This window comes from Pantoea sp. EA-12, from assembly GCF_030053355.1.
In the GTDB taxonomy this organism is placed as follows: Bacteria; Pseudomonadota; Gammaproteobacteria; order Enterobacterales; family Enterobacteriaceae; genus Pantoea; species Pantoea vagans_C.
Genome location: NZ_JASGBY010000010.1, coordinates 55,311 through 69,558 on the forward strand (window position 1 = coordinate 55,311; position 14,248 = coordinate 69,558).

A 14,248-nucleotide genomic window follows, 5' to 3' on the forward strand; every position below is an offset into this window, starting at 1 on the left:
CGATCTCCTCAATCCCGCTGTGACAGCAGAATGCGCTGCGCATCGTTGAGCGAACTGAGCAGGGTCGAGTCTTGCGGATCGCCCATCCATACCGCCATGGCGCTAAAGTTGTCACCGTTGTCGTGTGGTTTCATCCGCTGCAACAGCGCCAGCCATTCTTGTGGATTGCTGACCATCCGCAGCGACTGCTCCAGATCGCTGACGCTCATTTCATGCCAGAAGCCGTCCGTGCACAGCAGAAATACATCGCCATCTTCCAGCGCGAGCACATCGCTGTAACTGGCTTCGCGATCCTCTTTCATGCCCAGCGCGAAATAGAGCAGGTTGTGATTAATGGCATCAGCGGGATAACCGGCGTCCTGCATGCGTTGCGCCAGGCTGTGATCCCGCGTGACGTCCAGCAAATAGCCACGACGAAAGTGATATAACCGACTGTCACCAGCATGGGCCCAATAGGCGAGTTGGTAATCACGATCGATAAACAAACTCACCAACGTGGTGCCCATATTTTTCAAGCTGTCATGATGATGTTGCTGCTGTTTAATGGCCTGATTCGCCGCCGCGATATACCCGCGGATCAGTTGTGCATTGAGATGATTGTCACCGTCAAATTGCGTGATGATGGTGTCGCACGCCAGACGTGCCGCGGTATCGCCGCCTTGTTCGCCTGCGATGCCGTCACACATGACAAAACAGGCGGCACGTGCGCCCAGTGCGTTCGCCAGTCGATCCTGATTGCTGCTACGTTTGCCCTGATGGCTGATAGACGCGAACGTTATATTCATCATTTTTCCGTTTTTTGCGTTTGCAGGTCTTTGTAATGGTTCACTTCGACGTCGTAGGCGTGCAGGAAGGCTTCGCCAAATAGGGTGTGAAAATCGTCGTCGATCTCGCTGGCGATAGTCTGATAGCGCTTCACAAAGCTGTCCCAGCGCGCTGCCTTACGTGAGGCTGTGAACAGGTGGCGACCGCTCTCTTCCTGTTGCAAATTGTCAGGATTAAAGGATTGCAGCATCGCGGTGATGATGGCGCGGATACCCGCAATCATCCCCAGTTGGTGCGCCTGCAAATCCACCAGCGCATCACGTACTGCTTTTTCCGGCTCCATAAAGCCCGGCATCTGGCTGCTGAACATCTGCACCAACACACTTTTCCCCGACGGCAGCAGCTTAAAGGGGTTGTTAGCCTGTTCGAGGATCATGGTCATTTCGGCGTTGACGCCGCGCTTTAGCATGGTGCGCGAAGAGAGCAGTGCCACGGTGCCTTGCGAAAACAGGCTGAGCAGTTGGCCCAGCAGATACATCTGCTCCTGATCGAGATGCGGTTTGGCATCAATATCTGCGAGATCCGCGCCGTTAAGAAATGCCTGCAGTAAATCGGCATCGACACCCGGCGTATTGGCAGCACGGCGTTGCGCGGCGGTTTTATAGCTGACGGGGTCGATACCCATTCGCCCACTGGCGCGGCTGGCATTGGAGTGTTCAGGGCTGATGTGCTGCACACGGGGTGTGGGTATGGGCGCCGGTTCCGCGGGTTGCGGTATTGGCTGTTCGGGAGCCGGTGTATGCAATGCGGCCGGTGCGGCTTCAGGTTGGAACAAGTCGGGCGGCGTAAGGGGCTGCGCCTGACCGTTCATCAGACCAAAAGGATCGCTATCTTCCGGCTGAGCGTTACCGCTGCTGCCAAAAAGCGCTAACGGATCAAGTTCGGTTTGCGGTTGCTGGTGTGCCACCTGAGGTTGATCGCGCAGCGTGGTGGGCGTTGCATCCTGCAAAATCGTTGGCTGCTGAAACAGGTCACTGCCAGTGAACAAGCGTGCGGGGTCACTCTCACGCACATCCAGCTGTGCCAGTTCGGTGAATTGTTCTTCATGCGCGAGCGGATCAACGGGATTAAGTGCTTTGGCTGCCGGCTGCGTCAGCGGGTGATGCGCATCCGCTGCCACAGGGGCCACTTTCGGCGCGGCGAAATCGCGCGACAGGCTGTCCCAAATCTCGCCGGGCACGTCAGAGGGGATGCCCCGCTTGATGGATGTTGCCTGGGTCGCCTGTTGAGTGGGTTGACGCGGCGCCGGTATTTCCCCAGCGATGTCGCTCACTTCCAGCGTGTAATCACCAATGCCCAGCAGATCGCCACTTTGCAGTTCAACCTGGCGACCGTGCTCCAGTGGAATACCGTTGAAATCGACGTTAATCACGTTACCACGATTGGTGATGCGGCACTCGCCTTCGGCGGAGGTGTGCACCAGCAGTTGCAGTCGGGAAATGGTGCGGCTGTCGTCGGGCAGGATAAAGTTGTTGTCTTCACTGCGGCCAATGGTACCGCCCGGCGGATAGAAATCGACGCTGGTCAGCGGAGGCTGTACGCCGTTTTTACTTTCAACAAGAGTGAATCGCATAGGCATTACCTGCAAAAGTGATCTTGCATCTTCAATTTGGCAACGTTGTCGCGGCGCGATTTGTCGCGCATATAACAAGCATTGCAAGCGTTAAACTCGCGCGATAAATCGCGCCGCAACGGTTGGGTTCGGCCAGGCAGGCGGCAGGGTAGCCGCCTGCACAAGTCGAACGAAACGCTTAAGACGCGGTGTTGGTTTTGATATTCCAGCCGAAGGTGGTGTCGGCACCTGCAGCACCGTCTTCGGACTGCTGGGTGTAAATCTCTTCCACCTGCGCGGCCTGGAACGAGTACTCAATCCCTACGGTGTCATCGTCGCGTGAACCGGTGAACTGCACGCTGGTCACCAGCACTTCGGTCAGATTGATTTTGTTGTAAATAATCTGCGAGCCACCGGCTTTGGTGACGTGAAATTCCAGAGTGGGGATGTGTTTACCGTTGGAGCAGTACAGCATCAGCGTGGGTGTCGCTTTATCGATACGGGCATGCACGTGCAGGTCTTGATAATTCACCTTACCTGCACCGCCGCCGCCACCTACGCTCATGTTGTTTGGCTGATTGGCACCCCAGTTAAAAGAGAGAATGTCGATCCAGCCCGTGTGTGCTGAGTCTTTTGATTCACCTTCAACACCTTCTGGCTTCAGATACATTGCGATGGTCATGCGGGTCGAACTCCTTTAGTAATGAACAAGCAATAAATGGGCGGGACGTGCGCCCAGAGGGTTTTACCCTTGCTGCTGTTTCAGCGACGGTAATTTCGAGACCAGACGCAGGGATACCGTCAGGCCTTCAAGTTGGTAATGCGGGCGCAGGAAGAATTTAGCGGCGTAGTAGCCCGGATTGTCCTCCTGCTCTTCCACGGTGACGCGCGCGTCGGCCAGCGGTTTACGCGCTTTGGTCTCCTGAGTGGAGTTCACCGGATCGCCATCGACGTAGCGGATAATCCACGAGTTGAGCCAGCGCTCCATATCAGCACGCTCCTGGAACGAGCCGATCTTGTCGCGCACGATGCATTTCAGGTAGTGAGCAAAGCGGCAGCAGGCGAACAAGTACGGTAAACGCGCTGCCAGTTGGGCGTTGGCTGCGGCATCGGCATCGTAATAGTCTTCCGGTTTTTGCAGTGACTGCGCGCCAATAAAGGCAGCAAAGTCCGAGTTTTTGCGGTGTACCAGCGGAATAAAGCCGTTTTTCGCCAGCTCAGCTTCACGACGGTCACTGATGGCGATTTCTGTTGGGCACTTCATGTCGACGCCGCCGTCATCGGTCGGGAACACGTGGCACGGCAGGTTTTCGACGGAACCACCAGACTCCACACCGCGAATCGACGTGCTCCAGCCAAACTGCTTGAAAGAGCGGTTGATGTTGGCAGCCATGGCATAGGCGGCGTTAGCCCAGGTGTAGTTTTTGTGCGTGGCGCCTTCGGTATCTTCGGTGAAGTCGAAGCTATCGACAGGATTGGTGCGCACGCCGTACGGCAAACGCGCGAGGAAACGTGGCATCACCAGGCCGAGGTAGCGGGTATCTTCGCTCTCACGCAGGGTACGCCAGGCGGCATACTCGGTGTTGGTGAAGATTTTGGTGATATCACGCGGGTTCGCCAGCTCCTGCCAGGATTCCATTTGCAGGGCACTGGGTGCCGCACCGGTGATCACCGGACAGTGTGCCGCCGCGCCAATTTTGGCCAGCTCACCCAGCAGTTCCACATCCGGCGGGCTGTGGTCAAAGTAGTAGTCACCGACCAGACAACCATACGGCTCGCCACCAAACTGACCGTACTCTTCTTCGTAGATCTTCTTAAACAACGGGCTCTGATCCCAACCCACGCCTTTGTAGCGCTTCAAGGTGCGGCTCAGTTCGCGTTTGCTGATACTCATCACCCGGATCTTGAGCATTTCATCGGTTTCGGTGTTGTTCACCAAGTAATGCAGGCCGCGCCACGCGCCCTCTAACTGCTGGAAACTGTCGTGATGCATGATGGCGTTAACCTGCTGCGACAGTTTGGCGTCGATCTCGGCGATCAACGCCTGAATGGTGCGATAGGCATCGTCGGACACCGGCAAACTGTTTTCCAGGGCCTGCGCCGCCAGTGTTTGCACCGCCTGAGAAATGGCGTCGCGCGCCTGGTCGTTGTTCGGACGGAACTCTTTATTTAGCAAGGCGCTAAAGTCGCTCTGGCTGACGGTTTCCGCCTGCAAGCGTTGCGTTTGAGAGGCTGCATTACTCATCATGTTTCTCCGTTGCGCGGTCATCGTTGGATGCGGCTGCTGGTTTTGGCGCGCTGGCCAGTGATTGCATTAAAGTGGGGTTTTGCAGGATCTCGGCGATCAAGGCTTCCGCACCGTTTTTGCCATCCATGTAAGAGAGCAGGTTGGAGAGCTGAGTGCGGGCTTCCAGCAGCTCATTCAGTGGCTCAACACGGCGCACAATGGCATCAGGCAGGAAGTCATCCATGCTGTTAAACGTGAGGTCAACGCCCACTTTTCCTTCGCCCGTCAGCGTGTTATCCACGTGATAGGCAAGGTGTGGCTTGAGCGCTTTCATGCGTTCGTCAAAGTTATCGATATCCACTTCAAGGAACTTACGCTCGGCGATCTCCGGCTGATCCTCTACCGGCTGGCCCACCAGGTCGGCCATCACGCCCATCACGAAGGGCAACTGCACTTTGCGGTCGGAACCGTAAATCTCCACGTCGTACTCAATCTGCACGCGCGGCGCACGGTTGCGCGAAATGAACTTCTGTCCGCTACGGGCGCGTTTAATGGTGGGATAATTAGCCATAGTGTTCTCCATCAGTTATGGGCCTGAAATCAGGCGTTTTATTCACCCACACGGCCAAACAGGCCCTGCAGTTGTGTGACGGCGTCGGGCGCCAGGTCACGAATAATGTCGAGAAAATCGAGTTGAATCAGACGCTGCACCCGTTCCAGCATGATCGGTGCCGGGTGGCTCGGTTCGTGTTGCTGGAAGTAGAGGCGCACTTTTTCCAGCATCAACTCGGCGTCAGCGCGCGAGTGCAAAGACACCTGCTGCCAGTCGAGCGTTGGCGCGGGCGCGGGCGCGGGCGCGGGCGCGGCAGTGGTTAACGTCCCCGGCGTTTGCGCTGGAGTAGCCTCGGGTTGGACAGCCTCGGCGGGTGGTTCTGCTGGTGACGGTAGCAACGGCAGTAACAGCGCCAGCGCTTTCTCGGTGGCCGCCAGGTCGGGCATATCAGCGTTCTCCAGATGCTGTTCCAGACAGAGACGCAGCGTGGTGAAATGCTGAGCGAGAGTACGAATGGCCTGTGCGTTGGCGGCATCGGGTTGCTGCAGTGCCTCACGTAAGCGCGGCAAGCCGCCGGGGAAATCCGCGACTTCGCTTTTGCTGCCGTCGAGCAGGGCAATGGCATCACGTAGCGTGATTTCACCGGTGGCGCTTTTCAGTAGCCAGCTATGGCGCAACGCGCGGCTCAGGCCCGATTGTGGCCCGAGCGCGGCCAGCGCACTGACGCGCATCAGCAGGTCCGGCTCGCCATCAAATTCCAGTGCAGGATGAAGGGAAGGCCAGTATCGCGTCAGCGCTTCACTGAGTAGCGTCAGTCCTGCCGCACAGCCAGTAAGCCCTTTGGTGTGCGTCCAGGCCTCGCTGAGGATCAGCAGCAGGCGGATATCGCGGGTGCGAGTCAGTAGCTGTTCAGCCTGTTGTGCCACCTGTTGCCAGTCCGGCGGCTCAGCAGGAATGATGGTCTGGCCAAACTGTTGCTCGGCCTTGCCGCTGCGCGCCTGCTCCAGCGCCATAAAGGCCGCGTCATACTCCAGATCATCACCGCAGGGCGCATCGTCACGCAGCGGTTCAAGAAGGGTGTCGAGATTCATTTTTTTCACCGTTAAAGCGGGCCAAACAGCGGCGGTTCACCACGGCTGGCATGGGGCGGATTGAACAAACGCAAAAACAGCTGGGTGGTGAAGTTGCCGCTGTGCGAATGGCTGTAAAACGCGCTGCCATCGCTCTGGTTACTCCACCAAAAGCTGCTGTACTGCGCCGGATCGAAGTAGTGCACCACCTGTGGCCAGTTGAGGTTGCAGGGCGTGTCCTGATAACCGATCACATCAAACACATCTGACTGCGGCGGGCGCGCCAGCTGAGCCGGAAGGACATTCAGCGCGCTATCGAACTGATCACCGCTGTAGCGGTTCTGCACGGCCAGCGTCAGGGTCTTACCCAGTTGGTAATACCAGTCTCCGGCGGTGTGTAACTGCATCGCGTGCCACTGTTCCGGCGTAAACAGCTGCATGGCGCAGAGCGGATACTGGCGGCCAACGCGATCCCGCGTGGGTAACAGGCAACCCATCTGAATCAGCGGTACGCCAAGAGTGGCGGGAATGATGAAATTCCACACCGGTGCCCGGCCCGTGACGGGCTGCTGTGCCAGACGCGGCAAACTGCTCTGAAACCACTGCGCCCAGCTGTTGACCAAGCGGGTTGGCAGTCGGCGGCGCAGGAAATCGCCGCTGCCAGGGAGCTTGCCGTACCAACCCAATGATGAGAGTGGCTGCATCGAGGGATCCTTATCGCGCATGGATAATCACCGCAGCGGTGTCAGGGCGTGCGCAATAAATTGCGCCGCTACGGAAATGTGCGGTTCGTTTCATGGGCAGCTAAACCCCGGCAGTTGCAGCGGGTTGCGCACGCTGTTGGGGGTGTAGGCCAGCACCACCTGATGACCGCCGAGGTTGAAGGTGGCCTGCTGGCTCTGGCTGGTTCCCGGACGCAGGCTGGCTTTATCAAACAAGCGGTTCAGTGCCCAGGGGCCGCTGGTGTTCAGGGTGTTGGTGGTGCCATCGGTTAACCCAATCTGCATGCGTACCTGCTGGGTGTTGCCGCTGCCGGGCCAGTTCACCACCTGCGGGGTTTGTGGACCGTGGCTGTAGCGAATCAACTGACCATCAACGTCCAGCGTCAGATTGAGAATGCTGTTATCCATGCTGATCGGCGTGATGGTCAGGCGATAGGAGGGGGTGCTGGAGCCATTGGCAAACAGCGCTTCCCGAATTGCCTGCGCCTGCTGGAACGGGCGGAGCAGCGTGGTGCCGCCGGGCAAGGTTTTACCGTCCACGCCTGGGGCGTAGCGCCAACTGCTGTGCGTGGTATCCACCTTGCTGGCCAGATTGTCACGGAAGAAGCTGTCCATCAGCCCGGTGCCCGGTGCGAACATGCGTGCCAGATCGTCCGGTGTGATATCGGTGCCTGAACTGCGGTTAAACGGATAGCGACCGGCAATGGCGCTGCGGCAAAAACTGCCGACCTCCACGCCCGCCCGTTTCTGCATATTGCTCATGGTGCGCTTTTGGGTGTCGCTGCTGGCACCCACGGCCAGCTCCAGCAGTAAGGTGCGGAAAGGTTCCGGCTGACGTCCGGCATCGGCCTGCATACGTGAAATGATGCTGCTGTCTGGCGGGGACATGCCGCTGTTGCTCGCGTCCTGTACGGCGGTGAGGTAGCTGTAGAGGTCATCGATATCTTTCAGCTGCGCATCAAACGGGATGCTGCTCTCTTTCGGATCGCTAACCTGCGCCTGTTCGATAATGCTGGCGAAATGCGCCATCACGCGCTGTTCTGGCGCTTCAAGAGTGCCGCTTTGTGCTGCTTTACGGGCACGGAATAACGCTTGCAGCGTGGCCGTGGCGTTGTTGTTGACGTAGTGGGTGCTGCGTTCCAGCAACGATGGCTGATCCTGTTTTGCCTTCTCATCTTCTGGCGGTGTCAGCGTCAGGTTGCGACCCAGATTGATCATCAACTGGCGCAGGGGAGAGGTGCGGCCTGACAACAAACGGGCGGTGTTGATGCGCTCACCCAGATTGTTGATCGGTTGCAGCTGAATATCCTGCAACAGCGCATCCCACACACGCATATAATCGTCGAGGTAGAGGCGGCGCACCGTCTCTTCCAGCGTGTTTTGATCATCGGCACTTTCACGGCGGGTTAATACCCAATGGTCTTCCTGCAACAGACTGGCGGCGACGTTTTTAATGTTGTTATTGAACGGTCCCCAGTATCCGGCGGGGGTGAAGAAACCGGGAATGGCTTCCGTCAGCGGTTTACCGCTTTTGCGACTCAACACCAGTTCTGTTTGGGCGCCACTGAGGTTGATCAGGCTCACGCCCGGATTGACGCGAGGCATTAACAAACGCTTGAGACGACCATAAACACGCGTTGAGAGAGGTGAACGGCTGATCATCTCAATCTGGCGCACCACCAGAGGTTCATCACGCTCAAACGGTGAGGCGTTGATCTTGTTATCCAGCAGTTGACCCAGGTGGTAATCCAACGCTTTCAACTGTGCCTGAGGCGCATTGGCACCCTGAGTGCGCTGGACGTTCAACATCACCCAGGCGTGCAGGAATTTGCCGTCGTAATGCTGCGGCAGATAGAGCATCTGATACGCCTTCAGCGCTTCGTAGCTGTAATCCACATCACTGCCGTTATCACTGCGCAGCCAGTCAGTGATGTTGCGGGCGATGACCGGCAGCAGCATCTGCTCCAGCGCACGCTGGTAAAGCGAGTCCGAGGCGGTGGATACTTCCTCACCGCGATACAGTCCGGCACGCCAACTGAGCGGTGGTTGTTGCACATCCGCCAGCTTGTCGCTGCTGGGTAATCCGGCGAGGCTGTTCAGGAACGGCAACTGTGAGAAGAGGTTTTCGCCGTTGAGTGGTGACAGTGCCTTGCTCTGTTTTTCGATATCGGGCACCCGCTGCTGCACTTCCGCCAGGTAACCTTTGTTGTGGTGATAGCTGGTAAACCAGCCGATTAACGCCAGCAGCAGCAGCAACGCCAGTACAGCATAAGCAATCAGATGCACCATGCGGTTACGCATCGCCCACCAACGGTTGATGCCCGCGAGGCCCGCCTCTTTAAACACCACTTCCGTCAGCATTTGATGCAAGAAGAAACTCTGGCCGTGACCGGGCTGCGCAGGCTCAGCGTTGGCGGCGCGCAGCGCAGGTAGGCCCAACGCGCGGCTCATCTGTCCCATCACGCGGTCAAAGGGTAAGCCTTCCTGCGTACCGCTGGTGAAATAGACTCCTCGAGGGATCAGTTTGGCGTCATAACCTGAGGTGGCAAAGACCACGTCAAGGTAGTGCTTGAGCAGCGGCTTTAATGCCAGAAACTCTTGCGGGAACAGGTACATTTCAGCGCGCTTAACGCTGTCATGTTCGTTGATCATCAGGTCGGCCAAACCCGCATCAAGGCGCTGATGTAGGCGATCAAACTGCGGTTCAAACTCGCTGCCCACCGCCAGTTGTTGATCGCTCCATGGCCAGGTAAATCCCCAAATCTGATCGCGCTGCGCTTTATTCATCGCGCCGAAACTGGCGGTAAAGCCCTTCAGCAAATCGGTTTTGGTCACCAGCACGTAAACCGGGAAGGGGATCGCCAGTTGATCGCGCAGTTCCAACAGTCGTTTACGCAGGGCGCTGGCCTGCTGATAGCGCGCCTCTTCCGACTCGCTCAGCAGATCCCCTACGCTGATGGTGATGATGGCACCGTTCACTGGCTGACGCGGGCGATACTTTTTCAGCAGCCCCATAAAGCTGCGCCACTCTTGTGCATCTTGCTGGCGGTCGCTCTCCTGCGTGGTATAGCGGCCAGCGGTATCCAGCAAGATGGCTTCATCGGTAAACCACCAGTCGCAGTGACGTGTGCCCCCGACTCCGCGCAACGCGGTTTTGCCAAACTGCGCGGCCAGCGGGAAGTGCAGCCCGGAGTTAACCAGGGCGGTGGTTTTACCGGCACCGGGTGCGCCAATCAGCATGTACCAAGGCAACTGGTAGAGATACTGGCGATTGAGTTTCTGCATCCATTGCGGCCAGCGGCGGCTCTCTGGACGGTTGAAGCGCGCCTGGCGCAGCAGCCGTGTGGCTTCACTGAAACGCTCGGCCAGCGGATGCTCCGCTGACATGTCATCATTTTCAGCAGTTTCCGTGGCGGCGGGGGCCATTCTCTGCACCAGCCGGCGGTTTTGCCAGCGACGCCACAGGCGTGGCACCACGCGATAGCTGATCCACAGCGTGTAAAGCACGGCGATGGCGATATAGCGATACAGCGCCGACTCTAAAGGACGATAGTCGCCAATCGCCACCAGTGGGCCCACCGTCCAGATCAGTAAGCAGAGCGCGGTGATGCCCAGACCGCTCCACATCAGACGGCTGGTGGCAATGGAAAAGACAGTGCGAATCATGGCTATTCCTTTTAGTGCACGCTGTTAAGTTCAGATTCAGTCTGTTTCGGTGCGACCAGCAGCGTGATTTCGACACGGCGATTACGGGCGCGATTCGCGGCAGTGTCATTCGGCGCCAGTGGGTTACTGTCGCCGCGTCCCTCAACGATGATGCGCTGCGGTTGCTGTAAGTCTTGTGCCAGCATCTCCTGCACCGATTGGGCGCGTGCCAGAGAGAGCGCATAGTTGGAGTTAAAGCGCGCGCTGCGAATGGGGACGTTGTCGGTGTAGCCGCTGACCCGAATCTGGCCGTTGACGTTATCCATCGCCTGGGCAATCCGGCGGATCACCGGGCGATAGCGATCGCGAATGGTGGTCGCGGCAGAATCAAACAAGCCGTCGCCGCGCAGCAGCACCACACTTCGCGTGGCTTCATCCCGTACCGTCACCAATCCCTCGGCGATTTCCGGCGCAAGGAAGTGACGTAGATCTAGAGCCGGTGCCGCTGGCGCGGCCGGGCGTGCGATGTCTACCTTGGGCAAGTCGGTCTGATAAATGGCGGAGAGCACAGGAGCGGTGAAGTGGTTAAGACGCCAGTTGAGCGCGATATAAACGGCACATCCCAGCAGCGCCAGCAGTGCGGCAAAGCTCCACAACGGGATTAGCGGTTTCCACAGCTTTTGCTGCACCGGCTCATCCAGCGGCTGCGGTGACAGCGGCGGCGCATAGGGGCCACGCACCGAGCGAATCAGCTGTAGCAGGCGTAGCTTCAGGGTTTCAAGCTGGGTGCGCCCGTTTTCCATGATGCGATAACGCCCTTCAAAGCCCAGTAACAGGCAGGCGTTCATCAACTCCAGCAGCAGGATATTTTGCTGTGGGTGTTGTGACAGACGAGCCAATAGCTGGAAAAACTTTTCGCCTCCCCAGGTTTCATTGTGGAAGGTCACCAACAGCCCGCTGCGCGGCCAGACGTCGCGGCTGCCCCACGGCGTCAGTGCGGCGGCTTCATCCAGCGAGGTGCAGAGGCAGTAACGTGCACCGACAATGGTTTCATACGGCAATTGCGCCTGCTGACAGGCCACTTCAAAGCGGCGCACCAGGTCGATCAACTGTTGACGCAATCCCGCTGGGTTGTCGTGGGAAACGGAGTGGCGTAGCTGCGCAATCGAATTAATCAGTGGATTGGCAATCGCCACCAGTGGATTTTCATGGGCCGTGGTGCCTTCCAGTTCGCCATTAAGCGATTGTGGCTGCATCATGATCGCTTCTCTCCGTGCTTAGCCGCGCGCGTGGCGCAGCGCCCATAGTTGCAGGTCAAGGCCGGGGAACTCGCCGGCCAGGTGCAGGGCAAAGGCTTCTGCTTTCGCCATCTGCTGCCACAGTTCACCGCTGCGCTCCAGCTCGAAGTAGACATAGCCGGAGTGCCACGGGATCTGACGCGGAGCGGCAGGCATCACGCGCAGACCTATGCCGGGAAGCTGCAGCTGGACCAGGTCGCGAATGCGCGTGACAGGTGCAATTTTCATCTGTGCCGGGAAGTGGGTGATCAGCATTTCGCCCGGTAGGTCGGCGCGAACCGCCAGCACAAAGCCGTAGTCGCGGATCAGGCTGACATCAGAAACCGTCGCCACAAACAGCCCGTGCGAGCGCTCGGTGAGCGTCAGTTGCAGCGCGTTCTCTTCCATTACCAGTGACAGACTCTGGCGCAGCTGGATCATCAACCGGCTGAAACTGAGATAAAGATTGTCGTGGTCATACACCGGCAGTTGTTCGCCTGGTCGACGCGACGGAGACCAACTGGCTAACTCAGTAGCGAACTGCAGCCATTCACTGAACAAACGTTCCGGATGCAGCTGGGGTAAACGACGGCTGTGTGCCACCTGACCGATGTAACGATTGATTAAGGTGAGCAGCATAAAGTCGATCATTTCGCTGTTGCCGCCGCGCCCAGCCTGTTGCAGGCGCTCACCCATCTGCTCGCTACGCTGTTGTAACAGGCCGTGCATATCGTTGAGAAAGGCCGTGATGGCAGGAGAGATGTGGCCATTGAGCAGCGGCGGAATGTAATCACTGTCGAGCGTCAGTGCACGATCGTTGCCGCTGCTTTTGACACGTACCACACCGATAGCGGTCCACTCCGCATTCAGGTCTGCGGCGGGCATCAGACACAGGCGCAGACGACCGAACTGCATTGGCGCACGACCTACGGACGATGCGTTGAGATCGTCGACTTCACGATCCTGGCTGAGATAGCGCGCCAGCGAATCACTGGCGTCACTGAAGATGACCTCGGTCTGGCCCTGACGCTGTTCGGGAAGCGCGAGCACCACGTCAATCGGCTCCTGGACCTCGCTTAGCGCCAGCGGCGCTGGGGCGTTTTCCGCGCCGGTGATGGAGAATGGTGTGCCATCGGGCAGCAGGCCGCTGGCTTCCGCAATCGCCAGTTTGCCCTGGCGTAACAGTGCCTGGTCGATGCTCAGCGTCATAAACCCCCAGTGCCACGGACACTGCAGCTTGCCCCAGCTGCGGCTGTAAGCTTCCAGCCAACGTTCCGACTGCTGAAAATGGTGGGGACGCAAGAACATCCCTTCACTCCAAATCACCTTGTCTGCGGTGTGCATAGCGTCTTCCTGCGTTGGTTTATTCGTCTTTGGCGGTGAGATGCAGCCCGGCTGCGGTGGCCGTTACGCGGCCATGCAGTGCATCGGGCGAGAACTGCCAGAACTTGTAGAAATTGGTTTCGGTTGGGGCGGGTAGCGGAATCACCACGCGCCAGGTTTTGCCGTTGATGTTGGCGTATTCGGCGATCACGCCGAGGTAGTGCGCTTCCAGCGAAGGATTACCGGTAATGTTCTGCTGCGGCTGCTGCGTGGTCAGAAAACGCTGCTGGGTATCCAGCACATCGCCGCCCAGCACAGTGGATGCGCTGTTTTGCAGTGAATAGAAGTCGGCTGACTGGAAGTTGGCATCGGAACGCAGCACAAACACGCGCACCTTCAGTGGGGCGCCACTGTTTGCGTCAGGCGCGCTGTTGAGCGTCAGTTGCCAGTCAGACGGCACCTGGCGGGATGAGGACATGCAGCCGGTGAGCAGCAGCAGCCCCAGCAACCCGGCGATACGCGGCCACATCACTGAATAATCCAGGTGGAGGAACTGCCTTTACGGCAGGCTTTGTCACCGGCACCCACCCCAATACATTGCTGCTGGGCACGACGTGGTCGTGCGGCCTGGGCTTTGACAGTGGCATCGTAGCGGTCACTGATGACGGCTGCGCGGAAAGGGATATAGCCGCTGAGCTGGCCGTTATCTTGTGTCGATACCGCCAGCCAGTTGTTCTCCACTTCGCCCAGCACTTGCAGCTTGGCACCGGCGTCCAATGTTTCCATGCGCAGGCCACCGAAATCCGGTCGGTTCATCAAGGAGGCGGGATAGAGGGTGCGATAGGCGCTGTTGATGGCAGTGAACTGCTGCGGCGGCTGCACGATGTGCATGTGTACCAGCGCCACGTTATTGACGGTGCTGGTTTCCAGGGTGTCGGCCGTGACGGTCGGCGGTGGGGCCTTGCATCCTGCGGTGAGCGTCACCGCGAAGAGGGCGGCGATAAACGCGAGTTTGCTGTGGTGTTTTTTCATTGTTATCAACGTCCTGTGTAAG

12 protein-coding genes are annotated in these 14,248 nt (G+C 58.3%); all 12 read right to left on the bottom strand.

Translation table 11 applies throughout. The features are described from left to right. Positions 1 to 8: 8 nt before the first annotated feature. Positions 9 to 785 (bottom strand): PP2C family protein-serine/threonine phosphatase, encoded by a 777-nt coding sequence (locus QMZ30_RS15920; RefSeq protein WP_058969993.1) that lies wholly within the window; start codon positions 783 to 785, stop codon positions 9 to 11. Beyond that, positions 785 to 2,398 (bottom strand): type VI secretion system-associated FHA domain protein TagH, encoded by a 1,614-nt coding sequence (tagH, locus tag QMZ30_RS15925; RefSeq protein WP_283228120.1) that lies wholly within the window; start codon positions 2,396 to 2,398, stop codon positions 785 to 787. Before tagH ends, QMZ30_RS15920 begins: the two co-directional genes overlap by 1 nt. A gap of 178 nt (positions 2,399 to 2,576) precedes the next feature. Next, positions 2,577 to 3,059: an Hcp family type VI secretion system effector gene (locus QMZ30_RS15930; RefSeq protein WP_034823617.1), complete on the bottom strand. Its 483-nt coding sequence runs from the start codon at positions 3,057 to 3,059 to the stop codon at positions 2,577 to 2,579. 63 nt (positions 3,060 to 3,122) lie between these two features. Then, the gene (gene tssC / locus QMZ30_RS15935; RefSeq protein ID WP_283228220.1) at positions 3,123 to 4,622 is read right to left on the bottom strand and encodes a type VI secretion system contractile sheath large subunit; all 1,500 of its coding nucleotides are present in this window, start codon (positions 4,620 to 4,622) and stop codon (positions 3,123 to 3,125) included. After that, positions 4,615 to 5,187 (bottom strand): type VI secretion system contractile sheath small subunit, encoded by a 573-nt coding sequence (tssB, locus tag QMZ30_RS15940; RefSeq protein WP_052206217.1) that lies wholly within the window; start codon positions 5,185 to 5,187, stop codon positions 4,615 to 4,617. Before tssB ends, tssC begins: the two co-directional genes overlap by 8 nt. A 26-nt stretch (positions 5,188 to 5,213) precedes the next feature. Beyond that, entirely contained in the window at positions 5,214 to 6,248 is a 1,035-nt protein-coding gene (gene tssA / locus QMZ30_RS15945) for a type VI secretion system protein TssA (RefSeq protein ID WP_283228121.1), read from the bottom strand. 11 nt (positions 6,249 to 6,259) lie between these two features. Further along, a complete protein-coding gene (gene tagF, locus QMZ30_RS15950) occupies positions 6,260 to 6,931 on the bottom strand; it encodes a type VI secretion system-associated protein TagF (RefSeq protein WP_283228122.1) in 672 nt (223 codons plus the stop codon). 90 nt (positions 6,932 to 7,021) lie between these two features. Next, positions 7,022 to 10,615, bottom strand: coding sequence for a type VI secretion system membrane subunit TssM (gene tssM, locus QMZ30_RS15955; protein WP_283228123.1), 3,594 nt, complete (start codon positions 10,613 to 10,615; stop codon positions 7,022 to 7,024). 11 nt (positions 10,616 to 10,626) lie between these two features. Beyond that, positions 10,627 to 11,850 carry a DotU family type VI secretion system protein gene (locus QMZ30_RS15960; RefSeq protein ID WP_283228221.1) on the bottom strand — a complete coding sequence of 408 codons (1,224 nt, stop codon included), beginning with the start codon at positions 11,848 to 11,850 and terminating at the stop codon, positions 10,627 to 10,629. Between the two features lie 21 nt (positions 11,851 to 11,871). Continuing rightward, positions 11,872 to 13,215, bottom strand: a complete 1,344-nt coding sequence (tssK, locus tag QMZ30_RS15965) for a type VI secretion system baseplate subunit TssK (protein WP_283228124.1) — start codon at positions 13,213 to 13,215, stop codon at positions 11,872 to 11,874. Between the two features lie 19 nt (positions 13,216 to 13,234). Continuing rightward, on the bottom strand, positions 13,235 to 13,723 hold the full coding sequence (tssJ, locus tag QMZ30_RS15970) for a type VI secretion system lipoprotein TssJ (protein ID WP_283228222.1): 489 nt from the start codon (positions 13,721 to 13,723) through the stop codon (positions 13,235 to 13,237). Beyond that, on the bottom strand, positions 13,723 to 14,226 hold the full coding sequence (locus tag QMZ30_RS15975) for an SH3 domain-containing protein (RefSeq protein WP_283228125.1): 504 nt from the start codon (positions 14,224 to 14,226) through the stop codon (positions 13,723 to 13,725). The genes tssJ and QMZ30_RS15975 overlap by 1 nt, the downstream gene beginning before the upstream one ends. Positions 14,227 to 14,248: the final 22 nt, after the last annotated feature.